The sequence below is a fragment of the Streptomyces iconiensis genome (genome assembly GCF_028657195.3).
GTDB lineage: Bacteria > Actinomycetota > Actinomycetes > Streptomycetales > Streptomycetaceae > Streptomyces > Streptomyces iconiensis.
Genome location: NZ_JANCPR020000001.1, coordinates 330,346 through 356,440, shown reverse-complemented (window position 1 = coordinate 356,440; position 26,095 = coordinate 330,346). Strand labels below are relative to the sequence as shown.

23 protein-coding genes and 1 tRNA gene are annotated in these 26,095 nt (G+C 70.6%); 8 read left to right on the top strand and 16 right to left on the bottom strand.

Features of this window, described 5'->3' with window-relative positions:
- Positions 1 to 64: 64 nt before the first annotated feature.
- The 3 genes from NMN56_RS01570 to NMN56_RS01560 all read right to left on the bottom strand — a co-directional run bounded on the left by NMN56_RS01570 (position 65) and on the right by NMN56_RS01560 (position 3,696).
- A complete protein-coding gene (locus NMN56_RS01570; RefSeq protein WP_274039675.1) occupies positions 65 to 2,065 on the bottom strand; it encodes an MDR family MFS transporter in 2,001 nt (666 codons plus the stop codon).
- Between the two features lie 159 nt (positions 2,066 to 2,224).
- Entirely contained in the window at positions 2,225 to 2,806 is a 582-nt protein-coding gene (locus NMN56_RS01565) for a TMEM165/GDT1 family protein (RefSeq protein WP_274039676.1), read from the bottom strand.
- A gap of 77 nt (positions 2,807 to 2,883) precedes the next feature.
- Positions 2,884 to 3,696 carry an ABC transporter permease gene (locus NMN56_RS01560; RefSeq protein WP_274039677.1) on the bottom strand — a complete coding sequence of 271 codons (813 nt, stop codon included), beginning with the start codon at positions 3,694 to 3,696 and terminating at the stop codon, positions 2,884 to 2,886.
- A gap of 240 nt (positions 3,697 to 3,936) precedes the next feature.
- Here NMN56_RS01560 and NMN56_RS01555 point away from each other — a divergent pair, with 240 nt between their 5' ends.
- The 3 genes from NMN56_RS01555 (at position 3,937) to NMN56_RS01545 (ending at position 8,634) form a co-directional block, all read left to right on the top strand.
- Positions 3,937 to 4,617, top strand: a complete 681-nt coding sequence (locus NMN56_RS01555; protein ID WP_274039678.1) for an HNH endonuclease family protein — start codon at positions 3,937 to 3,939, stop codon at positions 4,615 to 4,617.
- Positions 4,618 to 4,774: 157 nt separating this feature from the next.
- The gene (locus NMN56_RS01550; RefSeq protein WP_274039679.1) at positions 4,775 to 6,547 is read left to right on the top strand and encodes an alkaline phosphatase D family protein; all 1,773 of its coding nucleotides are present in this window, start codon (positions 4,775 to 4,777) and stop codon (positions 6,545 to 6,547) included.
- Positions 6,548 to 6,591: 44 nt separating this feature from the next.
- Positions 6,592 to 8,634 (top strand): FAD/NAD(P)-binding protein, encoded by a 2,043-nt coding sequence (locus NMN56_RS01545; protein ID WP_430542439.1) that lies wholly within the window; start codon positions 6,592 to 6,594, stop codon positions 8,632 to 8,634.
- Here the strand turns inward: NMN56_RS01545 and NMN56_RS01540 are convergent.
- Positions 8,571 to 9,266 (bottom strand): superoxide dismutase family protein, encoded by a 696-nt coding sequence (locus NMN56_RS01540; RefSeq protein ID WP_274039983.1) that lies wholly within the window; start codon positions 9,264 to 9,266, stop codon positions 8,571 to 8,573. The genes NMN56_RS01545 and NMN56_RS01540 overlap by 64 nt on opposite strands.
- Before the next feature lie 209 nt (positions 9,267 to 9,475).
- On the opposite strand from NMN56_RS01540, the gene NMN56_RS01535 reads away from it, so the two are divergent.
- Both NMN56_RS01535 and NMN56_RS01530 read left to right on the top strand, forming a co-directional pair.
- The gene (locus NMN56_RS01535; RefSeq protein ID WP_274039681.1) at positions 9,476 to 10,294 is read left to right on the top strand and encodes a DedA family protein; all 819 of its coding nucleotides are present in this window, start codon (positions 9,476 to 9,478) and stop codon (positions 10,292 to 10,294) included.
- Positions 10,291 to 10,809, top strand: coding sequence for a GNAT family N-acetyltransferase (locus tag NMN56_RS01530; protein WP_274039682.1), 519 nt, complete (start codon positions 10,291 to 10,293; stop codon positions 10,807 to 10,809). Before NMN56_RS01535 ends, NMN56_RS01530 begins: the two co-directional genes overlap by 4 nt.
- A gap of 26 nt (positions 10,810 to 10,835) precedes the next feature.
- Here NMN56_RS01530 and NMN56_RS01525 read toward each other — a convergent pair whose 3' ends face one another.
- The 3 genes from NMN56_RS01525 to NMN56_RS01515 form a co-directional block, all read right to left on the bottom strand.
- On the bottom strand, positions 10,836 to 11,834 hold the full coding sequence (locus NMN56_RS01525; RefSeq protein WP_274039683.1) for a chitinase: 999 nt from the start codon (positions 11,832 to 11,834) through the stop codon (positions 10,836 to 10,838).
- Between the two features lie 177 nt (positions 11,835 to 12,011).
- Positions 12,012 to 12,188, bottom strand: a complete 177-nt coding sequence (locus NMN56_RS01520) for a hypothetical protein (RefSeq protein ID WP_274039684.1) — start codon at positions 12,186 to 12,188, stop codon at positions 12,012 to 12,014.
- A 133-nt stretch (positions 12,189 to 12,321) separates the two neighbouring features.
- Positions 12,322 to 12,396, bottom strand: a tRNA-Val gene (locus NMN56_RS01515).
- Positions 12,397 to 12,568: 172 nt separating this feature from the next.
- On the opposite strand from NMN56_RS01515, the gene NMN56_RS01510 reads away from it, so the two are divergent.
- On the top strand, positions 12,569 to 13,825 hold the full coding sequence (locus NMN56_RS01510) for a coiled-coil domain-containing protein (RefSeq protein WP_274039984.1): 1,257 nt from the start codon (positions 12,569 to 12,571) through the stop codon (positions 13,823 to 13,825).
- Between the two features lie 177 nt (positions 13,826 to 14,002).
- Positions 14,003 to 14,602 carry a DUF4383 domain-containing protein gene (locus NMN56_RS01505; protein WP_274039685.1) on the top strand — a complete coding sequence of 200 codons (600 nt, stop codon included), beginning with the start codon at positions 14,003 to 14,005 and terminating at the stop codon, positions 14,600 to 14,602.
- A 77-nt stretch (positions 14,603 to 14,679) separates the two neighbouring features.
- On the opposite strand, the gene NMN56_RS01500 is transcribed toward NMN56_RS01505, so the two are convergent.
- From NMN56_RS01500 to NMN56_RS01490, 3 genes are all read right to left on the bottom strand, one after another.
- Complete coding sequence (locus NMN56_RS01500; RefSeq protein ID WP_274039985.1) at positions 14,680 to 15,411, bottom strand: HAD family hydrolase; 732 nt, start codon at positions 15,409 to 15,411, stop codon at positions 14,680 to 14,682.
- A gap of 122 nt (positions 15,412 to 15,533) precedes the next feature.
- Positions 15,534 to 18,143: a phosphoribosyltransferase gene (locus tag NMN56_RS01495; protein WP_274039986.1), complete on the bottom strand. Its 2,610-nt coding sequence runs from the start codon at positions 18,141 to 18,143 to the stop codon at positions 15,534 to 15,536.
- A 125-nt stretch (positions 18,144 to 18,268) separates the two neighbouring features.
- Positions 18,269 to 19,435, bottom strand: a complete 1,167-nt coding sequence (locus NMN56_RS01490; RefSeq protein ID WP_274039686.1) for an HpcH/HpaI aldolase/citrate lyase family protein — start codon at positions 19,433 to 19,435, stop codon at positions 18,269 to 18,271.
- A 253-nt stretch (positions 19,436 to 19,688) separates the two neighbouring features.
- Here NMN56_RS01490 and NMN56_RS01485 point away from each other — a divergent pair, with 253 nt between their 5' ends.
- Positions 19,689 to 20,903 carry a TerD family protein gene (locus NMN56_RS01485; RefSeq protein ID WP_274039687.1) on the top strand — a complete coding sequence of 405 codons (1,215 nt, stop codon included), beginning with the start codon at positions 19,689 to 19,691 and terminating at the stop codon, positions 20,901 to 20,903.
- A gap of 160 nt (positions 20,904 to 21,063) precedes the next feature.
- On the opposite strand, the gene NMN56_RS01480 is transcribed toward NMN56_RS01485, so the two are convergent.
- The 6 genes from NMN56_RS01480 to NMN56_RS01455 all read right to left on the bottom strand — a co-directional run bounded on the left by NMN56_RS01480 (position 21,064) and on the right by NMN56_RS01455 (position 25,761).
- Positions 21,064 to 21,822, bottom strand: coding sequence for a TerD family protein (locus tag NMN56_RS01480; RefSeq protein ID WP_274039688.1), 759 nt, complete (start codon positions 21,820 to 21,822; stop codon positions 21,064 to 21,066).
- A 139-nt stretch (positions 21,823 to 21,961) separates the two neighbouring features.
- The gene (locus NMN56_RS01475) at positions 21,962 to 23,122 is read right to left on the bottom strand and encodes a DUF475 domain-containing protein (protein ID WP_274039689.1); all 1,161 of its coding nucleotides are present in this window, start codon (positions 23,120 to 23,122) and stop codon (positions 21,962 to 21,964) included.
- Between the two features lie 76 nt (positions 23,123 to 23,198).
- The gene (locus NMN56_RS01470) at positions 23,199 to 23,774 is read right to left on the bottom strand and encodes a TerD family protein (RefSeq protein WP_274039690.1); all 576 of its coding nucleotides are present in this window, start codon (positions 23,772 to 23,774) and stop codon (positions 23,199 to 23,201) included.
- A gap of 120 nt (positions 23,775 to 23,894) precedes the next feature.
- The gene (locus NMN56_RS01465) at positions 23,895 to 24,470 is read right to left on the bottom strand and encodes a TerD family protein (RefSeq protein ID WP_274039691.1); all 576 of its coding nucleotides are present in this window, start codon (positions 24,468 to 24,470) and stop codon (positions 23,895 to 23,897) included.
- Positions 24,471 to 24,697: 227 nt separating this feature from the next.
- Positions 24,698 to 25,156 (bottom strand): peroxiredoxin, encoded by a 459-nt coding sequence (locus NMN56_RS01460; RefSeq protein ID WP_274039692.1) that lies wholly within the window; start codon positions 25,154 to 25,156, stop codon positions 24,698 to 24,700.
- 164 nt (positions 25,157 to 25,320) lie between these two features.
- Entirely contained in the window at positions 25,321 to 25,761 is a 441-nt protein-coding gene (locus tag NMN56_RS01455; protein ID WP_274039693.1) for a DUF3052 domain-containing protein, read from the bottom strand.
- Between the last annotated feature and the right edge of the window lie 334 nt (positions 25,762 to 26,095).

Sequence of the window (26,095 nt, the reverse complement as noted above, 5' to 3'; positions counted from 1 at the left end):
TGTGAACGGCAGCCGTGCGAGCGGCAGCCCTGTGAACGGCACCTTCCGGCGAGGCGGGCCGGTCCTACGCCCTGTGTGGCGGTTCGGCGGGGGGAGGGGGCCCCGTGCGTCCCGTCTCCTCGTTCAGCTCGTGCACCAGGTCGGTCAGGTCCGTTGGCCTGTCCGACGTCCACCAGTCGCCGAGCAGTTCGACGAGGAGTTCCTCACGTACCCGCGCGAGGTTCTCGGCCATGCGCTCGCCCTCGCCGGTGGCGAGAAGAACCAGTCCCTCACGTTCGGCCAGTCCGCGTTCCTCCAGCTGACGGGCCCCCGCGGTGACCACGCTGTGCGGGATCGAGGTGGTGTCGGGGAGCAGCGCCGGCTGCACGGGCCCGTCGTTGTGGACGCGTAGCAGCATCCAGCATGCCGCTGGGTTCAGTTCGGCTCCCGCGCGCTCGGCGATCCGTGCGTACAGGTCGCGCCGTCCCTCGCGCGTGCTGAGCGTGGACAGGGCACGTGCGACCTCGTCGGCGGACGAGCGTTCGACGGGGCAGGGGCCCAGGGTCTCGCTCTCGTCCGGCACCTGCACGCTGCGCCGCAGCGGCTGTTCGCGCATCAACCAGGTCAGGAGGAAGGCGAGGAGAGCGAGAGGCGCGGCGTAGAGGAAGACGTCCGTGATGGACGAGGAGTACGCCTCCAGCACGCCTCGCCGCGCCCCCGGCGGCAGCTTCCCGGTGGACTGCGGGTCGTGCTTGAGGGTGCCGGGTGTCAGCCCGGAAGGCAGCCGCTGGCCGCGCAGCGCGTCGGTGAGGTTGCCGCCGAGCAGCGAGGCGAAGAGCGCGCCGAACACGGCGACGCCGACGGAGGCGCCGATGGAGCGGAAGAAGGTGACGCCCGAGGTGGCGACGCCGAGGTTCGCGTACTGCACGGCGTTCTGCGCCACCAGCACCAGCACTTGGAGCACCAGCCCGAGGCCGAGGCCGAACACCGCGAAGTACACACTCATTTCGAGCTGTGAACTGTCCGGGGACATACGGTGCAGCAGCACCAGGCCGAGCGTGGTGAGGCCCGTGCCGAGCACCGGGAAGATCTTCCAGTGCCCCGTATGGGTGATGAGCTGTCCCGAGAGCGTCGAGGAGAACAGCACGCCGAGGACCATCGGCAGCATGTGCACGCCCGACATGGTCGGCGTGATGCCGTGCACGACCTGGAGGAACGTCGGCAGGTACGTCATCGCGCCGAACATCGCGAAGCCGATGACGAAGCTGATGGCCGCGCAGAGGGTGAAGTTGCGGTTGCTGAACAGGCTCGGCGGAAGCACGGGTTCCGCCGCGTTGCGTTCGACGAGGACGAAGCAGGCGAGGAGCAGGACCGCGACGACGGAGAGCCCGTAGATCTCGACGGAGTTCCACTCCCACGTGGTGCCGCCGAGCGAGGTGACGAGGACGACGCAGGTGGCGACGGAGGCGATGAGGAAGGTACCGAGGTAGTCGATCCGGTGGAAGCGCGTGCCGAGGGGAACGTGCAGCGCGAGCGCGATCACGACGAGCGCGATGGCACCGATGGGCAGGTTGATGTAGAAGACCCACCGCCAGCTCAGCTGTTCGGTGAAGAAGCCGCCGAGCAGCGGCCCGAGCACGCTGGTCGTACCGAAGACCGCACCGAACAGGCCCTGGTAGCGGCCCCGCTCGCGGGGCGGCACGAGGTCGCCGACGATCGCCATCGAGAGCGTGATCAGACCGCCGCCGCCGAGGCCCTGGATGGCGCGGTAGCCGATGAGCTGCGGCATGCTCTGCGCGATGCCGCAGAGGGCCGAGCCGACCAGGAAGATCAGGATGGCGATCTGGAAGAGCCGCTTGCGTCCGAACTGGTCGCCGAGCTTCCCCCACAGCGGCGTGGCCGCCGTGACGGCGAGCAGATATGCCGTCACCACCCAGGACAGGTGGTCCATGCCTCCGAGGTCGCTGACGATCGTCGGCAGAGCGGTCGCCACGATGGTCTGGTCGAGCGCGGCGAGCAGCATGCCGAGCAGCAGCGCGCCGATCGACAGAAAGATGCCCCGCCTCGTCGTTGGCGCTCCACTCATGCCTCCACTCTCTCCGCGCGCCCGGGTCCATGGCGCGCTCTGCACCGCCATTAGGAGACAGACCCTCGGCCGCCCCGGGTGCCCTCAGGCGCCCCACGTATCCACGGCTTCACATGTCCAGGAGGCACGTCTCCACCTGTCCCGGGGAGGGGGAGAGGGTCAGACGAGCGCCTCGTAGAGGCTGAAGGCGGCGAGGGCCAGCATCAGGAGGGCGGCGACGCGGGTGACGGCGTGCACGGGGAGGCGCTTGGTGAGCGCACGGCTGCCGAAGATGCTGAGCGCCGCCACGGACCAGAGCGCGACCACCGCACCGATCCCCACGGAGAGGGGGTCGTCGTATCTGGCCGCGAGGTTCGCGGTCATGATCTGGGTGAGGTCGCCGAACTCGGCGACGAGTATGAGCGTGAACCCGTTCCCCGCGACCTTCCAGAAGGACTGGTCTGCGGGTTCCAGCGACCGCCCCGGCACTCCCTGGTCCTTTTTGATCAGCAGCGATCCCGCCGCAATCAGGAAGAGAACGCCCACGATCCCCTGGACCAGCCGGTGCGGCAGCAGCGCGAGCGCGCTGCCCACGGCGACGGCCAGTGCGACATGCAGCAGAAAGGCGGCGGCGACCCCGGCGAAGACGTAGGAGGCGCGGTAGCGGGCACCGAGCATGAGCCCGGCGAGCGCCGTCTTGTCGGGAAGTTCGAGGAGGACGACGACGCCGAGGACGACGGCGGCGACGGTGAGGCTGATCACGGGGGATTCCTCCGTGGCTTGAGGCCGCCGCACTCATGCCGCGAGCGAACGGCCGAACGCTCGAACGGGGCGAAAAGCTATCCCCCCGCGGGCCCCTCCGACCCCCCTGACTCGCACGACTGTACGCGATGGAGCCGGCCTCTCGCGATCAGTTCGAGCACGACGGCGACCGCGATCACCTGCACCAGAAGCAGCGCCACCAGCACGAACAGCTGCACAGCCCCGGCCAGTACGGGCGAGGCTCCGCCCAGCAGCATGCCGACGAAGGCGCCGGGCAGTGTGACCAGTCCAACGGTCCGCGTCTGGTCGAGCCCGGGCAGCAGCGCACCGGCGGCCGAGGGGCGGGCGATCTCCAGCCGCGCCTCACGGTCGGGGAGGCCGAGCGCGAGGGCGGCCTCGACCTCCCCGTGCCGCGTCGTCAGCTCCTCCAGCGCGCGGCGCCCCGCGAGCACGGTCGCGGTGAGCGCCCCGCCGGTGAGGATGCCCGCGATGGGGACCAGCGCGATGCCCCGCAGCGGTACGAGTCCGGTCAGCAGCAGCACCGCGAGCACCGGCAGCACCCCGGCGCACACCGGCGCGGCGGCCCACCACCAGGTGCCGTTCGCCGTGATGCGCCGCCCGGCCGTACGGACGGCGACGGCGAGCATCAGCAGGACGAACCCGAGCAGCGAGGGCACGGCGCCGACGGCCCAGCCGATCACCAGGGAGACGGCGCCGAGCTGCACGGCCGCGCGCACTCCCGCGGTCAGGACGGCGCGCGCGTAGGGGCGGCCGTTGTCCTGCGTGAGGCTCGCGAACGCGGCGACTCCGGCGGCGGCGAGCAGGAGCGTGACGAGGACGGCGCCGAGGGTCGGGGTCAGGGGCAGCAGCGTGGCTGCGGCAAGCGGCACCGGCTCACCCTAGGTCGTGCCTTCCCCTGCGCCGGTGCGCATTTCCCTTTCCTCGCACGGAAGTTCGCGCTCCAAAACGGTTCAAACAGTGCCATGAGTGACCAACTGCGGTACCCCGTGGGCCAGATGGGTGTATCGCATGTGTCCATACCCCCGTAACAGGGGCAGGCTCTTGAAGTGACGTGCACACGACCGTCACGCTGGTCACGCTCAACTTCCCCCCACCCCCTGGGAGTTCGCATGCCGCACAGGCACCGGACGCGCCCGCGCCTCTACGCGCGTCGACGCTGGTCCGTACTCGCCGCCGCCTTCGCCGCCGCCGTCTCCGGGCTGCTGATAGCCCTCACCCTGAGCACCTCCTCGGCGCTGGCCGAGCCCCCCGCGCCGCCGAGCGCCGAGGAGGCCACCACCATGCTCGGCAAGATCACCGAGAAGGCCGAAGGTTCGCTCGACGGGTACTCGCGCGAGAAGTTCCCGCACTGGAGCGACCAGGGCAACGGCTGCAACACCCGTGAGGCCGTCCTCAAGCGCGACGGCGAGGGCGTCGAGACGGGCGACGACTGCCGCCCCACGAAGGGCACCTGGAAGAGCCCGTACGACGGCGAGAGCTGGACGGACCCCGCCGATGTCGACATCGACCACATGGTCCCGCTCGCCGAGGCGTGGCGTTCAGGAGCCTCGGACTGGTCGCAGGACAAGCGCGAGAAGCTGGCCAACGATCTCGACATCGCGCAGCTCCTGGCGGTCACCGACAACGTGAACCAGGAGAAGGGCGACAAGGACCCGGCCAAGTGGATGCCGCCGGAGTCCGGCTACGCGTGCGAATACGTCCGCATGTGGATCTGGGTCAAGCACACCTACGGCCTCAGTGCCGACGCCCCCGAGAAGGAGGCGCTGAAGAAGTCACTGGCCACCTGCTGACCCGTGGGAAACACCCGCCCGGTGCTCACAACCGGCCGGGGCTGAATATGTGACACCGGAATCCGCCGGAAACTGGTAGAGACGCTCCCTCGTTCCGTACGGTGCGGGTCTGCACCCGTACCGCCCGCACCGTACGGCGCGAAGAGGGAGAACCGAGATGACCGGCCTCCGACTGGGCCCGCTTCTGCGATATGTCGACCAGGACACCGCGACCGTCTGGCTGGAGACGGACGCACCCTGTGAGGCCGAGGTCCACTGCGACGGCGCCACGGCGGGTGGCAGCGCCCACACCTGGCAGGTCGCCGGGCACCACTACGCGCTCGTCACCGTCGTCGGCCTGGAACCCGGCACGGAGACCCCGTACCGGGTGACGCTCGACGGCGAAGAGGTCTGGCCACTGCCCGCCTCGCCCCACCCCCTCAGCACCATCCGTACGCTGGCGCCGCCCGAGGCTCCGCCGTCGGACACCGAACCGTTCCGGATAGCCTTCGGCTCCTGCCGCTGGGCCGCACGCCCGGCCGACTCCCGGCACGACCCGATGGGCCCCGACGCGCTGGACGCGCTCGCGCAGCAGGCCATCGCGGGCGGCGACCGCCCTGACGTGCTGCTCCTCCTCGGTGACCAGGTCTACGCCGACGCCACGTCTGAGCGCGTACGGTCCAGGATCGGCCGGAACCGCGACCTGACCGAGGCACCGTGGGACCAGGTCGCGGACTACGAGGAGTACACCGAGCTGTACTACGAATCGTGGCTCGACCCCGAGGTGCGCTGGCTCCTGTCCACCGTGCCGAGCTGCATGATCTTCGACGACCACGACGTCATCGACGACTGGAACACCAGCGAGACCTGGCAGCGTGAGATCCGCGGCACCGGTTGGTGGCACGAACGCGTCCTGGGCGGCCTCACCTCGTACTGGGTCCATCAGCACCTCGGCAACCTCTCTCCCGCCGAGCTGGCCGAGGACCCGCTGTTCTCCGCCGTACGCGCCGCCTCGGAGAAGGAGGGCGACGGCGCTCCCCCGCTGCGCGAGTTCGCCGAGCGCGCCGACCTCGACCCCACGGCGGTGCGCTGGAGCTACCGCAGGGACTTCGGAAGGGTGCGCCTGCTGATGGTCGACACCCGTGCGGCGCGGGTGCTTCCCGAGGGGGAACGCCGGATGCTGGACGACGAGGAGATGGACTGGCTGCACGAGCAGGTGCTGGACGGCGGACCCGGCGCCGTCGACCACCTGCTGATCGGCTCCTCCCTCCCCTGGCTGCTCCCGCCCGCCGTGCACGGCCTTGAGGTGTGGAACGCCGCCCTGTGCTCCGGGGCGCGCGGGCAGCGCTGGGTGCGCTTCAGCGAGGCGCTGCGCCAGCGCGCCGACCTGGAACACTGGGCGGCCTTCCCCCACTCCTTCCGCGCGCTGACCGAACTGATCGAACGGGTCGCCAACGACCACGAGGCACCGGCTTCGGTCAGCGTCCTGTCCGGCGACGTGCACCACGCGTACGTCACGGAGCCGGAGTTCGAGAACCTCAAGACGGCCGGCGGCACGAAGGCGGCGGGCGACAAGACAGCCGGGAACGCTGACGGCAGGCCACGCTCACGCGTCGTACAGCTCACCTGTTCCCCCATGCACAACAGCGTTCCGGCCGTGCTGCGCCCCGCCTTCCGCTTCGGCTGGAGCCTTCCGGGACGCTGGCTCGGCCGGGCGCTGGCCAGGCACGGCCACGCCGGCGAGCCCCTGATCAAGTGGCGCCGCACGGGCGGCCCGTGGTTCGGCAACCAGATCATGACCCTGACGCTGCACGGCCGGGCCGCCGAGTACACCCTCGACCAGGCACGTCCGGCGACCGCCGCACCCGACGGCACGCCGCGCTCCGGCCTCGTACCGGTGCTGACAAGCACGCTCAGCTCCCCCGAACCGCAGGCTGTGAACGAAGCGTGAGGTGAAGGGCCCAGGCCGGACGGGGGCATTCCGCGTGGTGCATGATGGCCCGCGCCCGTGTCCCCTTCGCACTCCCCAGGAGATGCCTCGTGGCCCAGCACCACGCCCTTGCCGTCGTCGGCGCAGGTCCGCGAGGTACGAGCGTGGTCGAGAGACTCTGCGCCTCGGCGCCCGGATTTCTCGCCCCCGGACAGCACGTGACCGTCCACGTCATCGACCCCGATCCGCCCGGAGCGGGACGCGTGTGGCGCACGGAGCAGTCCGGGGAACTCCTGATGAACACCGTCGCCTCCCAGGTCACCCTGTTCACCGACGACAGCGTCGAGGCCGAAGGGCCCATACGCCCGGGCCCCAGCCTCCACGAGTGGCACGCGCGCACCTCGCCGGACGCGGCGCCCGGCCCCGACGACTACCCCGCCCGCGCCCTGTACGGCGCCTACTTGGAGTGGGTCTTCCGCGAAGTGCTGCGCACAGCGCCGGACTCGGTACGGGTCGAGGTCCACAGCGCGCGGGCCACACGCCTGTCCGAGTCCGCCGCGGGACAGCAGCACCTCACCCTCTCCGACGGCACCGAACTGCCGGGCCTGAGCTGCGTCGTCCTCGCCCAGGGCCATCTGCCCACCGTGCCAGGGCCGGCACAGCGCCACCTCGCAGCGCACGCCGAGACCCGTGCGCTGCGCTATCTGCCCCCGGCCAACCCGGCCGACACCGCATCCGGACTGGACGGGCTCGCCCCGGGCAGCCCCGTGCTCCTGCGCGGGCTGGGCCTCAACTTCTTCGACTACATGGCCCTGCTGACGACCGGCCGCGGCGGCCGTTTCATCCGGAGCGCGGCGGGACCGCTGCGCTACGTCCCCTCCGGCCGCGAACCCCGGCTCTACGCCGGGTCCCGGCGCGGCGTCCCCTACCACGCGCGCGGCGACAACGAGAAGGGCGCGCACGGCCGCCACGACCCGCTGCTGCTGACCCCGCCCGTCATAGCGGGCTTCCGCGAGCGCGCCGAGACCGGCGACCGACCGGACTTCCTCACCGAGGTGTGGCCCCTGGTCGCCAAGGAAGTCGAAACGGTCTACTACGAAGCGCTGCTCGCCCGGCGCCCCGCACCGCCGGGACCGTACTCCCGCACCCCGGAACCGTCCTTCCGTACGCGCTTCCTCGCGACCCCGCACGGCAGCCCCGAAGAAGCCGCGGTACTGCGGGAGTCGGGCATCGGCGGCCCCGAGGCCCGGTGGGAGTGGGACGCGGTGTCCCGTCCGTGCGGGGAGCAGGCGTTCGCCTCGCCCGGGGAGCACAGGGCGTGGCTGCTGGCCCGGCTGCGCGAGGACATCGCCGACGCGCGCCAGGGCAACGTCGCGGGCCCCGTCAAAGCGGCGCTCGACGTCCTGCGGGACCTGCGCAACGAACTGCGGCTGATCGTCGACCACGGCGGCCTGGCCGGCGCCTCACGCCGGGACCACCTGGACCGCTGGTACACACCGCTCAACGCGTTCCTGTCGATCGGGCCGCCCCGGCGCCGGATCGAGGAGGCCGTCGCGCTGATCGAGGCGGGCGTGCTGGAGGTGCTGGGTCCCCGGCTGGAGGTCACGGCTGTCCCCGGCGGTTTCGCCGCCCGCTCCCCCGCCGTACCGGGCTCCTCGGTGACGGCCACCACGCTGATCGAGGCTCGCCTGCCGGCCCCCGACCTGCGCCGCACGGCCGACCCCCTGCTGCGGGGCCTGCTGGAGGCGGGTGAGTGCCGCCCGCACACGGTGGACGGCTACGAGACGGGCGGACTGGACGTGACCGCGCGCCCGTACCGGCTGGTGGACGCCGGTGGCCGCGCCCATCCGTACCGCTTCGCCGTGGGGGTGCCGACCGAGGGTGTGCACTGGGTGACGGCCGCCGGAGCACGGCCCGGCGTCGGCTCCGTCACGCTCACCGACACCGATGCCGTGGCCCGCGCGGCCCTGCTCACCCTGCGCCCGGCGCACCGGCGCGACCCGCAACCCCCAGCGCCTGTCCGTGACTCCGTGCGCGCCGAGCCTCAGTCGCCCTTCTTGGACCCGGCGAACGGTACGGAGACGCAGGCGAGGCGGTCGCCCGCCTGACCGGCGTGCCCAGGGCCCGTGTGGGTGCCCCTCTCGTGCAGGACGACCGACCTGGCCTCACCACGGCGGAACGTCCAGTCGTGCCGCGAGACGGCGCCGCCGTTGCCCTTCGCGTCGGTGGTGAAGTCGAGCCACACCTCGTTGCGCGGGTTGGCATAACGGGGGTTGGTCGAGGGCTGCTTGGGGTCCTTGACGTTCTGGTAGTGCGGCCCCGAGTCGTTGGGCCGCAGGCCGCACGGCTTGGTGTGCACATGCACACCGAACCGGTAGCGCGGCGCGAGCCCGTGCACGGCGACCCGTACGGTCGTCTTCCCGTCGCCCGCCCGCTGCAGGACCCGGATCCCGGCGCCCGCAGGCACCCTGCGCCGGTCGTAGGTGAAGGCACGTGGCGGGTTGATGGCGCGGGGCGGCGCGAACCGCTCGTAGACCATCCGCACCTGATCAGCCCCCACACGCGCGCCCGACGCCGCGCTCCCCGCACCCGCCGCGCTTCCCGTGCCGCGCTCGTCCGCTGCACCGGTCGTACGGGTTCCGCTTCCCGCGCTGGGCTCGCTCGCCGTGCTCGTCCCGCTTCCGGCGAGCACCCCGGCGAGCAGCGCTGTCGCCAACGTCACAGCGCTCGCTCCACCCACGCCTGCCCTGCGCCTTACCTGCTTCATCGTGCTGGCCTCCACTGATCCGAGATGCGCCTGTGGTCCGATCCAGTGCATCTGTAACCGGGGTCGTCGTGAGAGCGTCGCCACGTCGCCCCAGCCGCCCTGAGCGGGGGACCCAGGCGTACGCTGTACGGCGGTAAACACGAGTGAAACGAGCGTCGCGCAGGGGAGAAACGGGGAGAGCAGTGCCGGAAGTCCTGGGGTCGGTCACCGGGTCCCCCTGGATCTACGCGGTCATCGCCGCATCCGTGCTTCTCGATGTCTTCGTACCCCTGCTGCCCAGCGGAGTTCTCGTGATCGCCGCGGCGACGGCCGCAGCGGGAACCACGGCAGCCGACGCCGCCGATCTCCCCACGGCCGCCGCACGGCACGCGGCCCAGAGCGACCACCTCGTCGAGATGCTGCTGCTCGTCCTCTGCGCCGCCGGCGCCTCCCTGATCGGTGACATGGTCGCCTGGCGCCTGGCCTGGCGCGGCGGCGAGCGGTTCGACCGCGCCGTGGCCCGCTCCCGCAAGCTGACCCACGCGCAGGAGAGCCTCGGCAGGGCGCTCGTGCGCGGCGGAGGCGTTCTCGTCGTCCTCGCCCGCTTCGCGCCCGCCGGCCGCTCCGTCGTCAGCCTCACGGCGGGCGCCGCACGCCGCAGGGCCCGCGACTTCGCCCCCTGGTCAGCGCTCGCCGGACTGGCCTGGGCCGCCTACAGCGTGAGCCTCGGATACTTCGGCGGCCAGTGGCTCGGCGCCAGCTGGCTCGGCACGGCCGTCTCGGTCTTCGCGCTCTTCGCCGCCGGCGGGCTCGCCGCCTACGTGATACGCCGTGAGCCCGGGGGCGGTGCGGCGGACGAGGTCATCGCCGCTGTCGCAGCCGCGGGCCCCGCGCCCGCGCCCTCGTCCGGCGCCGTCACCTTCCCCGTGCTCCCCTCGATGCGGGCCGTCAGCGAGAGCGGCCTGCTGCCCGTCCCCGCGCCCCCGACAGCACCGAACCCGACGGAGGCACCCTCCGCATGACCGCCCCCACCTGGCTGGCCCGGATCGAGCACCCCGGCGAGGCCGAGACCGTACGCCACATCCTGCTGAGCGCCTTCGAGACTTCCGAAGAGGCCGACCTCGTGGACGCGCTGCGGGAGGACGAGAACGCCTGGCTGGCCCCGTTCTCCTACGTCACCGTCTCGCCGGACGACGAGCCCGTCGGGCAGGCGCTCCTCACCCGCTGCCACATCGGCGACACCCCGGCGCTGGCGCTCGCCCCGTGCGCCGTGCTTCCCGCGTATCAGGGCAAGGGAGCGGGTACGGCCGCCATCAGGGGTGCGCTCGCAGCGGCGCGCGCCGTCGGTGAGCGCACCGTCACCGTGCTCGGCCACCCCGTGTACTACCCGCGCTTCGGCTTCTCCCCCGCCTCCGCCTTCGGCATCACCCCGCCCGAGGGCCAGGACTGGCCGGACGACGCCTTCCTCGCGCTCTCCCTCGACCACGGCAAACCCCCGCGCGGCCCGATCCGGTACGCGCCTGCGTTCGGCCTCTGACCGGCAGGCGTCCGCATCCCCGGGGCTCATGCGCGCCGCGCGGTCCCCGTGATCGCACGGGTGAACTCCCACGGCCGCTGACTGAGCCCCGAACACCTGTCCTCCGCCGGGTACGGGCGCGCACCGCAGGGCCGGTCGCGGTTGACCGACCAGAACGCCAGCCGCCCGAGCCCGTGGCCGCGCGCATAGCGGGCGATCGTCCGGAAGTCCCGTGGCGTGATGACCTCCTGGTGGCCCGTGATGCCGTTCATCGTCGAGATGCCGCTGTGCGCGTACGCCTCGGCGTCCCCATAGCCGTACGCCTGCCGGAGCCGGGCCTTCAGCCCCTCGGCGGCGCGCAGGGTGCTCCGCGCCATGTCCTCCTTGGCGGCCTGCTCCTTGGGCCGCTCCCCGAAGGCGAACGGCATGACCGTCCACACATCCGGCGCGAACCCTGCTCGTGCCGCTTCCGCGATGAGCACACCCTCGGGGCCGCTGCGGAGGCTGGGCACCGTGACGGAGATCCTCAGCCCCGGACGGGCGGCCCGCACGCGTTTGAGCGCCCCGATGGTCTTCCGCCGGGCCGTCGCGCTCTTGTAGGCGGACGCCTCGATGTCGACGTCGATGGCGCGCAGCCCGTACGTACGGATCACGCGCCGGTACGCGGCGGCGAGGGAACGGGCGTCCGGGCAGTCCCGCTCCAGCGTGCGCCCGCCCCCGCCGCCGAACGAGACGACGGGCTCACCGCCCGCGTCGCGCACGGCCCGCACAGCACGCTCGTCCCCGCCCCCGGTCAGCGGCCTGGTGCCGTCCCAGCGCGGCTCGCAGCGCCCCGCGCTGAGCACGAAGGCGAACGAGAAGCCGTCCACGCCCGTCGCCCTCATCAGCCCGGTCGGCTCCGGCGGATCGCCCCAGCCGAGCGAGAGGTACGGCACGACCTCAGGCCCGTGCCCCGGCGGGCCCTCCGAGGGCTGGGCCTGCGCGGCCCCCAGCGTTCCCACGGCCAGCAACAGCACCCCCACGCCCCGCGCACTCAGTGATCTCATGCGGCCATTCCCTCCCCCGCGGGCCCCGCGCCCGGTCTCAACACCCGGCACGCGCACGAGCGTTCACGCGTACCAGTGAGCGCATACGGCCCACACAGGCGAGCGCGTACGGCCAGACAAAAGCCGGACGGCCCCGGTGCTCCGGGACCGTCCGGCGTCGCTCCAAGTAAGCCGCCGTCAGCGGTTGTTCATCCCGCCCTTGGCCAGCACGGGCAGAACGCCCTTCAGTTTGTCCACGAGTGCGGAGGAGGGCAGCTTCGGCTGCCCGCCCTTCGGCCCGGTCTCGGCGTAGGCGGGCCCGGCCACCAGAACGAGTCCGACGAGCACAGCGGCGACGGCAAGGCTTCGGCGCATGGGGGTCTCCTAGAAGAATGCGACTACTCAGCCCCGGTAACGATGCCGGGCCCCCCGAAGGCACGCCGCACGGCGAAGGGCCCCCGAACGGTCTTCGGGGGCCCTTCGCGTCGCAGCTCACAAGCCTGGCGAGTGGTGGGCACAACTGGGATCGAACCAGTGACATCTTCCTTGTAAGGGAAGCGCTCTACCGCTGAGCTATGCGCCCGGGAAGTGGTGCGACGACAGATTACCTTGCCGGGCACGTGGCGGTGCAAACCCGGTCGTGAACGGGACAGGGTGCGAACTAACTAGCTCGTGTGTTCGTTGCTACCAAGTGGGAGAATGACCACGGGTCGGGGTCGATGTTGCGCACTACGGGAGAGGGTTTCGTGACGGCGATGAACGGCGGCGGTACCCGCCGCTGGGGCTGGGGCAGTGGCCGCGCGGAGACCCTGCGGGCTGACGCGCAGACCGCGAAGGACGCCGCCGCAGCAGCCTTCTACGAGCTGGACACGGCCCAGCGCGACCTGCGGATCTCCATAGAGACCATCAGCGCCGTCGACAACTCCCCGTCCGCGCGCAAGGCCGTCACCGATTTCGCCGACTTCGGGGCGCGCATCGACCACGCCAGCCACGACTACATCACCGCCGTCGACTCGCACGACCTCGACCGCGACGACCTTGACCCGGGCACGGCCGCACAGGCGCGCGCCGAGCTGGACAAGGCCCGGCAGGACCTGGAGCGCGTCAAGTCCGACCTCGACCGCTTCGGGCAGAGCCTGGGGCCGCTGCTGACGCAGGCGGAGAACCAGCTCGCGCGGCTGGCGCCCGCCGTGGAGCGGGCCAGACAGAGCCTGCTCGCGGCGAGCAACGCGCTGGACCAGGTACGCGGCTCCGGGCTCAAGGCCGACGATCTCGCCGCTCGCCTCGCGGCGCTCTCCCCCGAGCTGACCCGCCTCAACGAGGGCGCGGGCACGCACGGCGTGCAGGAGACCGTGCAGCGTGCCGACAAAGTCGTACGCGAGGCGGAGGCGATCCGCGGGGAGGCGGAGCGGCTCCCCGAGAAGGCCGCCGACATCGACAAGCGCCTCTCCTCGCTGCGGACACGTACGCAGGCGCTGCACACACGCGCAGGGCAGGTCGAGCCGGTGCTGAGCGAGCTGCGGCGCCGCTTCAGCGTGGCCTGCTGGCAGGACCTCCAGCAGGTGCCGCAGCAGGCGGAGCGCTCGGTACGGCAGGCGGAGGAGAAGCTGCGTGAGGGGCGTAAGGCGCGCGAGGAGCAGCGCTGGGCCGACGCGACCGCGCTGCTGTCGACCGTACGGGCGCTGCTGAACACCACCGACGAGGCCGTGAAGGCCGCCGGCGAGCGGCTGCAACGGCTCAACGAGGTGTCGTTCGACCACAGCAAGGAGGTCGAGCGCACCCGGTTCGCCATCCGTGACGCACAGCGTCTGGCGATGGCGGGGCGCAGCACCCCCGACCCCCGGCACGCGCGTCCTCTGGACAACGCCGTGGAACGGGTGGACCGCGCGGTGGCGTCCCTGACCGGGCGCCATCCCGACTACTGGCACCTGCTGACGGAGCTGGACGCCGTGAAGGAGACCGTCCAGCAGACGGTGGAGCAGATCCGGCAGGAGCGCGCGGGCGGGCACTGAGGGCCCGCCGTACACGGTCAGTGGCCGGTCCTGTGTCCACGGCCCCACAGCCCGTGGCGCTTGGTGCGCACACGGTCCCGGGCCCGTCGTACCGTTTGTGGTCCGGGGAGCGGGAGCGGATCCTGGGGAGAAGCGCTGGACGCCTCCAGACCCGTCCCGTAGACGAGGAGGCCGATCATGGCCGCCACGCGACCGCACCCGGCAGGCCGCCACCGCCGGCCCACCCGCCGCGACATCGTCACGGAACAGCTGCCCGTGGGCCACAAGCTGAGCCGCGTCTACCGCTTCGGCGCCGGGTTGGTGGGGGTCATCCTGGTGGTCTTCGGAATCCTGGGCCTGATCGACAGGATCGGGTTCTTCGACACCGGAGGGTCCCGGGTCGGGGGTTTGAACACGAACGGCGCGCTGAGTGTTCTGTCGATCGTCGTCGGCGGCCTGCTGTTCTACGGGATGGTGCGCGGCGGGAACTTCGCTTCGACGCTGAACATCCTCCTGGGCGGCCTCTTCGTTCTCAGTGGATTCGTCAACCTCGCACTACTGGAGACCCGTTACAACTTCCTGGCCTTCGAGATCCAGAACGTGGTGTTCAGTTTCGTGGTCGGGGTGCTGTTGCTGCTGTTCGGGATGTACGGGCGGGTGAGCGGAGGGCTGCCGCACGACAACCCCTACTGGCAGCACAGGCACCCCGAGCAGGACGAGAGGGAGCAGCGCGAGCTGGCGGCCCGGCGGGGCGACGAACTACGCCGCCGGGCCTCGCTGTTCGGCGGGCGGAAGTGAGGGCGCGGGTGGAGAGGACGCCTCTGTGAGGGGGCACCTGTGGAAGGAGCGCCCGTCAGGAGCCGCCCGTTCCGGGGTCAGCGCAGAGAGGAGAGCAGCTCGCGCAGGATGCTCTCACCCGCCACGACGCCCTGTTCCGGGACGGCCCGTACGTGCGGCGGGTTCCAGCCGCTCTCGGCCAGTTCGCCGTGCCCGGGGCGCCAGCCCCGGTCGGCGGCGTGCAACAGGTCGGCGTCGAGGAGCGAGTCGCCCGCTGCGTACGTATGGGCGGCGTCCGTGCGGCGTGCGACCTCGGCGACGGCCGCGCTCTTGGTGAGCGGACGCGGTACGGCGTAGATCTTGCGTCCCTGTAGTGAGACGTTCCAGCCGCGCGGGCCCGCCCAGTCGGCGAACTCCTTGACCCAGGTGTCGGGCAGCAGCTCCCGTAGCACGACGAGATAGGCGAACAGCCCGTCGGCGACGCGCTCCTTGAGGAGCCAGTCCGGGTGCGCCTGACGCACCATGTAGTCGCGAATCTCGGCCAGCGGCGCGCACTCGGTCAGCCGTTCGCTCACGGCGGCACGCCACTCGGGGTCGCTCTCGCCGTCGACGAGCAGGTGGCCGCCGTTGGCGCACACCGCGAAGCGCGGCGGCGGTCCTGGCAGGCTGACGCGCCGGTACTGCTCGGGGGTGCGGGTGGTGGCAGGCACGAAGTGCGTACGGGAGGCGAGGTCGGCCAGTAGACGGGCGGCCTCCTCCGTCATGAAGGAGAGCGGTTCGTGCGCGTACACCTCGACGCACAGCAGGCGTGGTGCCTCGGCGTCGGGCATGGTCAGGCCCAGCGCCGCGGTGGAGTAGATCAGCGTCCTGTCCAGGTCACTGGCGACGAGCGGGAGCCGGGGCCGCTGGGGCGGCTGGGGCTGGGGCTGTGGCTGGGACTTCAGCGGGTGCTTCAACGGGCCGCCTTTCCGTCGGCGCCCGTGGCGCCTCTCGTGTAGCGGGGATGGATCAGTCCGACACAGGTGTAGGGCAGGTCGTCCGTCTCCTCCACCGGGACGCCGCGCTGCTCGGCGAGCAGACGTACGTGATCGAGGTCGGCTCCGGCGCCGCGCCGGGCGAGGATGCGCCAGGGCACGCGGCGCAGCAGGACGCGGGTGGTCTCGCCGACGCCCGGTTTGACGAGGTTGACGTTCCCGATGCCGTATTCCTCGCTGATGCGTTCCACCGCGTGCCAGCCCTCCCAGGTGGGCGCGCGGTCGGCGCCCGCCAGTACGGCGGCGTCCCGGGTGACCGCGTCCCGTACTGCGTCGAACTGGGCCTCGACCGCCTCCAGGAAGAGGCCCGAGACGTCGTCACCCGCCAGCTCGCGGTAGAACTTCGCACCGTGGAAGTCGTCAGGGCCTACGAGGTCGGCGCGGAGCACCGTACGGGATATGAGTCCCGACACGGTCGAGTTGAGGCACGCGGAGGGGATCAGGAAGTCCTCCCTGGTGCCGTACGTGCGCACGCAGGAGCCGGGGTCGGCGAGCACCGCCAGCTCCGGTTCGAAGCCGGGGCTGCCCGCGAGGGCGTCGGCCAGTTCGCGGGTGATCGCGCCCTTGCCTGTCCAGCCGTCGACGAAGACGACGTCGGCGGGGTCGTGGTGTGCCGCGAGATAGCGCAGCGCTGTCGTGTCGATGCCCCGTCCGCGGACGATGGAGACGGCGTAGTGAGGCAGGTCCAGGCCGTGCGCGTAACGGGCCCAGCGGCGCATCAGGACGCCGACAGGGGTGCCGGCGCGCGCGAGCGAGGCGAGTACGGGGCGCGGGCCGCGCTCGGCGAGGACCGTCTCGGTGACGGTGCCCACGGCGCGCGCGATGCGGGCCGCCGAACCCTGGAGCGCGGTGTGGAAGAGCCGCTGGTACTCCGCGCTGGGCTGGAACTCGACGGGCAGCGACTCGGCGTAGTGGGCGCCTCCCGCCTGGATGGCCTCCTCACGCTCTTCGGTAGGCGCCTCCAGTTCGACGTCGGACAGGTCCTGGAGCAGCCAGGCGACGTCTTCGGCAGCGTACGAGGAGAAGGCGGGCCCGCCGAGCGGCCGGGGCAGCCCGGTGGCGGTGCGTGCGGGCGCGTCAGCGGGCACGTAGGAGGCCGGAACGTCGGCGGACACGCAGGCGGGCACGTAGGCCGGAACGACCGCTAGGAGCACGCGGGGCGCGCACCTCGACAGCTGGTCCAACAGGCCGCCGGGCGCGTGCAGTTCACCGGTGTCACCCTCGCTGTCCACGACGGCGACGACCGCGTCGAAGCCCTGCCCCGCGACGTTGTACGCGTACCGCTCGGCCGTACCGGCCCCCTCCCGCGGGGCGGGGCAGGGGACGTACGGCGCGTCGTGCGCGGGGAAGCGCAGGGCGCTGCGTATCGCGTAACCGGGGTCGTCCACCGCCAGGACGGGCGAACGTGTGGTGGTCGAGAAGCGGATCTCGGCCGCTCCCCTCGTGTGGCGCTCCAGCTCGTCCGCGAGGCGCAGGGGCGCGTACATCAGCTCTTCGCTGCCCAGAACGAGCACACGCGCGGCGGGCGTTGCGCCGCCGCCCGGGCCAGTGGCCGGTACTCGGTCCGGGGCCGGCGCCCCGCCCGGGGCCGACGCCTGACCCAGGCCCGTTGCCGAATCCTGGCCGGGGCCATAGTCATAGCCACGGCCCTGACTCGCGTCTCCGTCTCCGTCCGCGTCCAAGTCCAGCCCGGCCAGGACCCGTTCGGCCATGCCGGGGAGCGCCGCGTCCAGCCGTTCCTTGTCGCGGGGGCCGAAGCCGTGCCGGCCGCCGTCGGGCAGCCCTCCGGGCCAGCCGAGGTCCACGCGCCGTACAGGCGCCCGGTCGCCCGTCCCCCGCGCGGTGCCGGTGTCGCCGCCGTGTGCGGCGACCAGTTCGCGACCGCGTTCCAGCACGTCATCGGGGAGCCGCACCCCGCCCGATGCGAGGGCGAGCACGTCCACGCGCGCGCCGAGTTCGGCGGCGCACTTCTCCAGCGCCGCGGTGTCCTCCGGCGAGCGCATGTCCACGAGCCCGGCGATCACGTAGCGGTCGCGGGGCCGTATCGCGTGCAGGGCCGCGATGGTGTTGCGGGCCGTCCTGCCGGTGGAGAACTCGTCGTCGACGAGCACCAGCGGCCCGTCGCCGCGCAGCAGTTCGGGATCCTCGGGCAGCAGCAGATGGGAGGTGGCGTGGCTGTGCTCCTCCTCGAAGCCGCCGACGGGCGCGACCCCGGGCACGCGGCGCCTGGTGGAGTGGAGGTAGGGGACGGCGCCGATGCCGTCGGCGACGCTGTGGCCGAGCCCGGTCGCGGTCTCGGCGAAGCCGAGGACGACGGCGCGGTCGGCGTCCACGTCACCGAGCAGCGCGCGCACCCGGCGCCCGAGCCCGGTTCCCGCGCCGTACACGGCCGAGGGGAGCTGCGGTACGTGCTTGCCGAGCACCGTGGAGACCAGCAGATGTGCCCGCTTGGGGTTGCGCCGCAGCGCCAGTCCGAGCAGGTCACGCAGTCCTTCGCCACGCAGCGTGACCCCGAGCCGTTCGGTCACCCACTGTCCGGGCCAGACCTGGGCCCCGCTCCCCTCCCGCTCGACGCCTCCGTCCGGTACACCGTTCTGGTCCGGTCCTTCGCTCTGGTCCCGCCCGACGCCCTCGGCCGGTGCGCTGCCTGCCCTCACTTGACTCCCGCCGCCAGCAGTTCCACGAAGCTCACGCCCTCCCGTGCCACACCGAAGACCTCGCCGCGCAGCAACGTGCGTTCGGCCCAGGCCCGGTGAGGCTTCACCTCGTTCATCTTGTTCGTATAGGCGGAACGCACCACTCCGCCGCCACCGCGCTCAGGGCGCAGCACATCGGTCGCGTCGCAGAACTCCTCGTGGCTGACGACCGACAGCGCGTGCACGGGCGCGACGTGCGAGGGGTGGATGCAGGTCTTGCCCAACAGGCCGTTCGCGCGGTCGAGTTCGATCTCGCGCAGCAGGCCGTCCATGTCGTGTTCGATCAGGGCCGTTCTTACGTACTCGGCCCGCCCGCTGAGGAACGGGCTGCGTCGCAGCTGCGGCTTGAACATCCGTTCCTGCGGCCGGAAGTACTCCCACACGGGCCCGGTCACGGTGAACCCCGTCCCGTCGGCCCTTCCCAGCGCGTTCACCACATCGCCGATCACGGAGGCGACGATCTGTACGTCGTAGGCCGTCATCTCCGGGGTACGGCGCAGCCCGTAGGCGGAGCAGAAATCCGTCACGCCGAGGCGCAGCGCGAGCACCCGGTCGCGGTACTTGTCGACGGTCCTGATGACGCCGGCCAGGGTCGCGGCACGGGTCTCCTGGTGCAGCAGGCCGGGAGACTCCAGCACGGGCATCGCGAAGAGCCTGTGCCCGCAGTCGGCCTCCGTGGCCTCCAGCGCCTCCAGGAAGGGCACACCGCTGTCCTCGGTGAACTTCGGCAGCACGAAGCCGGAGAGCAACCGCGCCGCGGGCCCGAGCCTGCGCACCAGCTGCGGAATCTGCCGGGGCGCGCGCACCCGTACGAACAGCAGGGGCAGCTCGTCGTGGCGCTGCAGCGCCTCCAGCCGCCCGAGCTGCGCGACGAGGTTCTCCTCGGCCTCCGGGACCTCGGCGTCGGATATGGAGTCCTCCAGGCAGAGCACCATGGACACCACGCCGCTCGCGGCCTGCTTGAGTACGTCGTCCGCGAGTGCGGGGCGGGTCGCGGGGCTGTAGAGCGTGGCACCGAGTGCGGTGGCGAGCGTTCTCGCGGGAGATCCTGCGCCAAACTCGGCAGGCTCACGGTGAAAGAGCGCGCTTCGGCGCTCAGGCGTCAGATGCCTGAAATGCCGCATGAATGGATCCCCGTCTCGCACGTCAGCGTGTCGCTGTTCCCGCCGCGTCCCACGGCGCGGCCCCGCCGCAGGTTGCGGCCCGGCCGCTCATCGTACGTATGGGACTAGGTCAAGAGTTCCCCAAATGGACAGGACACACATCACCCCCGCTGTACGGACACCGCTCCGTGTCCGCCACCCTGTCCGTCCCCGCGCGCGTTCCACCTCCGTCCCCGCGTTGTCGCAGTCCGCAAACGGAGGGCAGGATGAGTACATGACGCACGCGATGACGAAGGGATCGAACATCCAGCTGGAGGCGACGGCCGTGCGTGCCGTACTCAGCTGGACGCCTGGTGCGGGTGTGCCGGATGTCGATGCCTCGGCTCTGCTGCTCGGCCACGACGGCCAGGTCAGGTCCGATGACGACTTCATCTTCTACAACCAGCCCAGGCATCCGTCGGGGCTGGTACGGCACCTCGCCAAGAAGCGCGAGCCCGAGGGCCTGCGTGACACGGTCGAGGCGGACCTGGCCACGCTGGACCCGTCGGTCGACCGCGTGCTGCTGGCTGCCTCTGCGGACGGCGGTACGTTCGCCGACGTACGGGAACTGCGCCTGCTGCTGCACGACGCGAGCGCGGACGCCCCGGACGGCGTAGCCGACGGCACCGGAAACGGAAGCCCGCTGGTGTGCTTCGACATCGAACCGGAGACCGGCTCCGAGACGGCGATGGTCTGCGGCGAGCTGTACCGCCGGGGCGACGGCTGGAAGTTCCGCGCGCTGGGCCAGGGCTACGACACCGGACTGATCGGCCTCGCGACGGAGTTCGGCATCTCGGTCGACGAGGGCGGGCCCAGCCAGGAGACCCCGCCGCACGGCTCCGACCCGGGAGCCGACCCGGACGCGACGCTCGTGCACGTGCCCGGTCCCGACACGGTCGGCGCGGACGACTACCGCCTGCGGCCCCCCGGGGCCACCGTTCCTCCCACGCCCCCGGAGCCCGGCATTCCGGACCCGGACCCCGTGCCGGAACCGCACCCCGAACCCCAGCCGAAGCCCGAGCCGCACCCGCACCCCGAACCGGTTCCGCCGGGACCTCCGGGGCCGACGCCAGGGCCGGGTCCCGGCCCTGATCCGGTGCCTCCCACGCCGGGGCCCGCACCGCGTCCCGACCCCATGCCGCCGCCCACACCGCCGGCGCCCGAGCCCCCGGCACCGAAGCCGGATCCGGCGGGAGTCGCCGCGGCGGCCCCCGGGCCGTTCGGCGGCACCGCGATGCCCCCACCGTTCGCTGCCCCTGACCAGCGGACGACCCACGCACACCCGCCGCACCAACCGGGCTACGGCTATCCCCAGCCACCGCTGCAGCCGCCCCAGCAGCCACCCGCCACCCAGCCCGCTTACGGCTACCCGCAGCCCGCCTACGGGTACCCGCAGCCTGACCCGTCGTTCGTGCTCCCGCCCCAGGGACCGCAGTTCCTCAGCCGCTGAGCACACGCACGCGAAAGGGCCCCCGGCGACAAACCGGGAGCCCTTCCACGCGCGGCCGGACCAGGCGCCTCGGACGCGGCGCGGCCCGGATCTGATCCGCCTCAGCCCGAGCTGGTCCGGTCCGGGAGCCGGTCCGGTCCGGGAGCTGTCCCGGTCCGCCTCAGACCTTGTTCGTCTTGTAGCCGCGGCCCCACTGGAGCCCCCAGCCGTACAGCCTGTCCAGCTCCGCCTGGAAACCGTAGACATAGCGCACCTCACGGCGCACCATCAGCTCCCCCTTGATGTTCTCCATCAGCAGCACCGCGCACGAACGCGCCTGCGGCGCACGCTCGTCGAGGCCGACCTCGACCCGGGGCCCGTTGCTGGGGAAGAGCGAGAGGATGGCGTGCGTACGGTCGAAGGCGGGGGTGCCGTCGTAGATGTAGACGAAGAACAGCAGGCGCTTGATCTCGTCCTTGTGGTCGAGGTTCACATAGATCGTCTCGCCGGACGGCGAACCGAATCTGTCGTCACCGCTGAGCTTCACGAACGGGGGCCCGTTCATGTCCCCCATGAAGTTGCCCAGCGGCTGCACGACGCCCTTGCTGCCGTCGACCAGCTCGTACATGCACGCGAGGTCCAGGTCGACGTTGACGACGCCCTGGGTGTGCGCCTGGACGACATCGGGCTTGAGCATCCTCAGCGGATGCCGCAGCGAACCGGTGCGCCGCGGCCTCCCGGTGAGGTCCGAACTGCGCATGCGCCATGACAGGTTGACGCGCATGCTGCCGCTGTCGGCGCTCTGCTTGGTCAGCGACAGTTCCGCGTTCCGTTTGGTCAGCTCCACCGCATACGTCGAAGGACCGCCGACCGTATCGAACTTGGGCCCGCGGCGTGCCATCCCCGCGCCGCGCCGCCAGTTCTCCCACAGGGAGACCATCACGCACCCCCACTAGTGCTCTCTGTGCTCTCCGTGCCGCTCCGCCTACCGCTGCGGGGCGGCTCCGGAACGGGCTGGAGCCTGGGCCCCGCCGTTTCCGGAACCGCCCCGCATGGAGCGTTCCTCATTCAGGAGACGGTCACACTCCGGATGTGACCTCTGATTTCTTGCCGCCGCCGTCGGCGCCTCCCCCGTCCTCACCTCCGTTGGCCTCGATGGCGCGGTTGCGGCGCACCGAGGACCAGAAGGAGGAGGCGATCAGCAGCACACCGACAAGGCCGGTGACGACCTCATTGATCTCGTACTTGATCGTGATGAGCAGGATCGCGGCAAGCGCACCGATCGCGTAGTGGGCGCCGTGCTCCAGGTAGACGTAGTCGTCCAGCGTCCCCTGGCGTACCAGGTAGACGGTGAGCGAACGGACGTACATCGCGCCGATGCCGAGACCGAGCGCCATCCAGAAGATGTGGTTGGTGATGGCGAAGGCACCGATGACACCGTCGAACGAGAAGGAGGCGTCGAGCACTTCGAGGTAGAGGAACATGAAGAAGGCGGCCTTGCCCGCCAATCCGACCGCGCTGGGATCCTTGCCCGCGCGCTTTGCGGCTTCCTCCGCTTCGTGTTCTCGTTCGTCTTCCTCTTCCAGCTTGTTCTCGAAGTGACTTGACAGGCCACCGACGATGAGATAAGTGATCAGTCCCGCGATGCCGGAGAGCATCACCGTGCCGGACTTGTCGGCGTGCATACCGCCGTGCTGGTGTGCGGCCGTGGCGATGGTCATCGCCGAGACGAGCAGCACGATGAGCGCGATGCAGACGGAGAGCCCGTCCACCCTGCCGAGCCGGGAGAGCGGACGCTCCAGCCAGGCGAGCCACTTGTGCTCACGCTCGTCGAAAATGAAGTCCAGGAAGATCATCAACAGGAACATGCCGCCATAGGCGGCGATGGCCGGATGCGCGTCCGTGACCAGTTGCTCATACCTGTCGGGGTTGTCCATCGCAAGCTGGACAGCATCGATCGGCCCCACCTTGGCAGTGATGGCGACGATGACGACCGGAAAGACCAGTCGCATACCGAATACCGCGATCAGAATGCCGATGGTGAGGAAGATCTTCTGCCAGAAGGCGTTCATCTTCTTCAGTACGCCGGCGTTGACGACCGCGTTGTCGAAGGACAACGAGATCTCCAGGATGGACAGGATCGCCACGAGGGCGAACGCCTCCCACCCCCAGAAGAACGCCGCTGCGGCCAGCCCTACGGCGGTGACGCCAAAGGACCAGCCAAAGGTTTTCAGGAGCACTGGCTTCCCAATCCGGTATCCGGTCTACGAATGTGGTCGAAAACGATGAGCGTGACACCTGCGACCCCGGAGGCGCCTAGGTGACATTGACGCCGAAGTCTAGGGCGATCCCCCGCAGTCCCGACGCGTACCCCTGGCCAACGGCACGGAACTTCCACTCTCCGCCGTAGCGGTAAAGCTCTCCGAAGATCATCGCAGTCTCGGAGGAAGCGTCCTCGGTCAGGTCGTAACGGGCCAGCTCCACGCCGTCCGCCTGGTTGATCACACGGATGTACGCGTCGGTGACCTGCCCGAAGGTCTGCTGACGCGTCTCGGCGTCATAGATCGAGACGGGGAAGACGATCTTGTCAACCTGCGCGGGGACCAGCGAGAGGTCCACCAGAACCGTCTCGTCGTCGCCTCCGGAGCCGCCTACCAGCTCATCGCCGGTGTGCTCGACGGAGCCCTCGGGGCTCTTGAGGTTGTTGTAGAAGATGAAGTACTCGTCACCGACGACGCGGCCATTGGTGCACAGCAGCGCGCTCGCGTCCAGATCGAAGTCGGCGCCGGTGGTGGATCGGGCCTTCCAGCCCAGGCCGACCTGGACCTGTGTGAGGTTGGGTGCGGCCTTCGAGAGGGAGACGTTGCCCCCCTTGGCGAGCGTCACGCTCATGTTCCTGATTCCTCTCCCCGGTTTGTGATGCCTCCAGTGTGTCGGCACCACCAGGCGCCGCACACCTCCTGGTTACGGAAGTCTGCGGCGCCCGTGACTGCCGGTCTCTGGAGCTGTCTGTCAGACGTTGACGCCGAAGTCCTGCGCGATGCCGCGCAGCCCCGAGGCGTAGCCCTGGCCGATGGCGCGGAACTTCCACTCCGCGCCGTGGCGGTACAGCTCGCCGAAGACCATCGCGGTCTCCGTCGACGCGTCTTCGCTGAGGTCGTAGCGCGCCAGCTCGTTGTTGTCCGCCTGGTTGACGACGCGGATGTAGGCGTTCCGCACCTGGCCGAAGCTCTGCTGGCGGCTCTCCGCCTCATAGATCGAGACGGGGAAGACGATCTTGTCCACGTCGGCGGGCACCCCGGCGAGGTTCACCTTGATGACCTCGTCGTCGCCCTCGCCCTCACCGGTGAGGTTGTCACCGGTGTGCTCGACGGAACCGTCGGGGCTCTTGAGGTTGTTGAAGAACACGAAGTTCTGGTCGTTGCCGACCTTGCCCTCCGCGTTGGTCAGCAGGGCGCTCGCGTCGAGGTCGAAATCGCTGCCTGTTGTGGTGCGCGCGTCCCAGCCAAGACCGACGATCACGGCGGTGAGGTTCGGCGCCTCCTTGGTCAGCGAGACATTGCCGCCCTTGTTGAGGCTGACTCCCACGAGTCCTCCCTGAAAAATTGTTCGTAAGGAGCACTGCGTGCCCCCCGTAAATGGATGCCGTCAGATCAACGAGTCGATCCTAGTGAGCGGTTCCCGCCCATACATCCCTCTTACAGGACGGGGTTCCACCTTTTGGTTAAGGGAGTGCGCTGTGCCCGGACCGTGTTCGAGTCCGGAGCGGAACCACGACGCGGAACATGGAGCGGAATCGCGATCGCGGAGCGGAATCACAGCGCCGCGAGCGCCTTGGTGTACTCGTTGAGATCACGGGCATCCGGAAGCCCGTTGACGACCGTCCAGCGCACGACGCCCTCCTTGTCGATGATGAAGGTGCCGCGCACGGCGCAGCCCTTCTCCTCGTCGAAGACCCCGTAGGCGCGCGACGCCTCGCCGTGCGGCCAGAAGTCCGAGAGCAGCGGGTACTCCAGGCCCTCCTGCTCGGCGAATACGCGCAGCGCGAACGGCGAGTCGTTGGAGACGGCCAGAAGCTGCACGTCGTCGTTGACGAACGCCGGCAGCTCGTCGCGCAGGGCGCACAGCTCACCCGTGCACACGCCGGTGAAGGCGAAGGGGTAGAAGAGCAGCACGACGTTCTTCCGGCCCTTGAAGTCCGACAGCCGCACGGTCTGGCCGTGCTGGTCCTTCAGCTCGATGTCCGGTGCCTGGGTGCCTGCCTCGATCGCCATGGCGATGGTCCCTTCGGTGGCTTAACAGAGTCGTTCCCACCCTATGCACCGAGCCCCCGACGGCTGTGGGCCGGTCGGGGGCTCGGAGGGAGTGCCGGAAACATGACCGGAAGCAACCGGGGATCAGCCGGGAACAAACCGGAAAGGCCGGGGAAGGGAGGGACTCAGCGCTTGCTGGAGGGTGCGCCCTTCGGTGTGACCAGGCGGCTGCCGGTCCAGTCCTTGGCCGCGTTGAAGCTCTTGGTCTGAGACAGGCCGGCGGTCTTCGCGGCCTCACCGATCTCACTGGGTTCGACGTAGCCGTCACGTCCGGTCTTCGGCGTCAGGAGCCAGACGGGTGCGCCCTCGTCGATCATCGTGGTCGCGTCCACCAGCGCGTCCGTCAGGTCGCCGTCCTCGTCGCGGAACCACAGCATCACGGCGTCGGCCACATCGCCGTAATCCTCGTCAGCAAGCTCCTGGCCGGTGATTTCCTCAATGGACTCGCGGAGCTCCTGGTCGACGTCGTCGTCGTAACCGATCTCCTGGACCACCTGCCCGGGCTGGAAACCCAGCCTTGCGGCGGGGTTGGTCCGCTCCTCCGCGTGGTCCGCGGTCGCGCTCACGGATTGCCTCCTGTCATGTTTCTCGAATATGGCTTGCGCCCCGCGCGTACGCGAGGCATGGGCCGTAGTCCACACGGGCGGGGCGGATCACGCAAGTACCCGGCCACCGATCCCGCCCAAACGTTGACGTGTCATCCCACAATGCCTGATCCACAGTGATTCGCACCACATTGAGTCCGTCGTGATCTTCCAGGTTTGCCCCGGCTGCGCCAGGGGAGCCGTACGGGTACATCGGGGCTCCGAACGGACGTTTGCGCACAGACGACGGACTCCGCCCCTCCTGAGCGTAAGGTTGCCGTTTGACCGCTTTCGCATGGATCGACTCGCTCTCAGG

Coding starts and splice junctions, on each gene's coding strand:
- NMN56_RS01570 (WP_274039675.1), bottom strand. CDS start 2,065: ATGAGTGGAGCGCCAACGACGAGGCGGGGCATCTTTCTGTCGATCGGC.
- NMN56_RS01555 (WP_274039678.1), top strand. CDS start 3,937: ATGCCGCACAGGCACCGGACGCGCCCGCGCCTCTACGCGCGTCGACGC.
- NMN56_RS01550 (WP_274039679.1), top strand. CDS start 4,775: ATGACCGGCCTCCGACTGGGCCCGCTTCTGCGATATGTCGACCAGGAC.
- NMN56_RS01545 (WP_430542439.1), top strand. CDS start 6,592: ATGGCCCGCGCCCGTGTCCCCTTCGCACTCCCCAGGAGATGCCTCGTG.
- NMN56_RS01530 (WP_274039682.1), top strand. CDS start 10,291: ATGACCGCCCCCACCTGGCTGGCCCGGATCGAGCACCCCGGCGAGGCC.
- NMN56_RS01525 (WP_274039683.1), bottom strand. CDS start 11,834: ATGAGATCACTGAGTGCGCGGGGCGTGGGGGTGCTGTTGCTGGCCGTG.
- NMN56_RS01520 (WP_274039684.1), bottom strand. CDS start 12,188: ATGCGCCGAAGCCTTGCCGTCGCCGCTGTGCTCGTCGGACTCGTTCTG.
- NMN56_RS01510 (WP_274039984.1), top strand. CDS start 12,569: ATGAACGGCGGCGGTACCCGCCGCTGGGGCTGGGGCAGTGGCCGCGCG.
- NMN56_RS01505 (WP_274039685.1), top strand. CDS start 14,003: ATGGCCGCCACGCGACCGCACCCGGCAGGCCGCCACCGCCGGCCCACC.
- NMN56_RS01500 (WP_274039985.1), bottom strand. CDS start 15,411: ATGCCCGACGCCGAGGCACCACGCCTGCTGTGCGTCGAGGTGTACGCG.
- NMN56_RS01490 (WP_274039686.1), bottom strand. CDS start 19,435: ATGCGGCATTTCAGGCATCTGACGCCTGAGCGCCGAAGCGCGCTCTTT.
- NMN56_RS01485 (WP_274039687.1), top strand. CDS start 19,689: ATGACGCACGCGATGACGAAGGGATCGAACATCCAGCTGGAGGCGACG.
- NMN56_RS01480 (WP_274039688.1), bottom strand. CDS start 21,822: ATGGTCTCCCTGTGGGAGAACTGGCGGCGCGGCGCGGGGATGGCACGC.
- NMN56_RS01470 (WP_274039690.1), bottom strand. CDS start 23,774: ATGAGCGTGACGCTCGCCAAGGGGGGCAACGTCTCCCTCTCGAAGGCC.
- NMN56_RS01460 (WP_274039692.1), bottom strand. CDS start 25,156: ATGGCGATCGAGGCAGGCACCCAGGCACCGGACATCGAGCTGAAGGAC.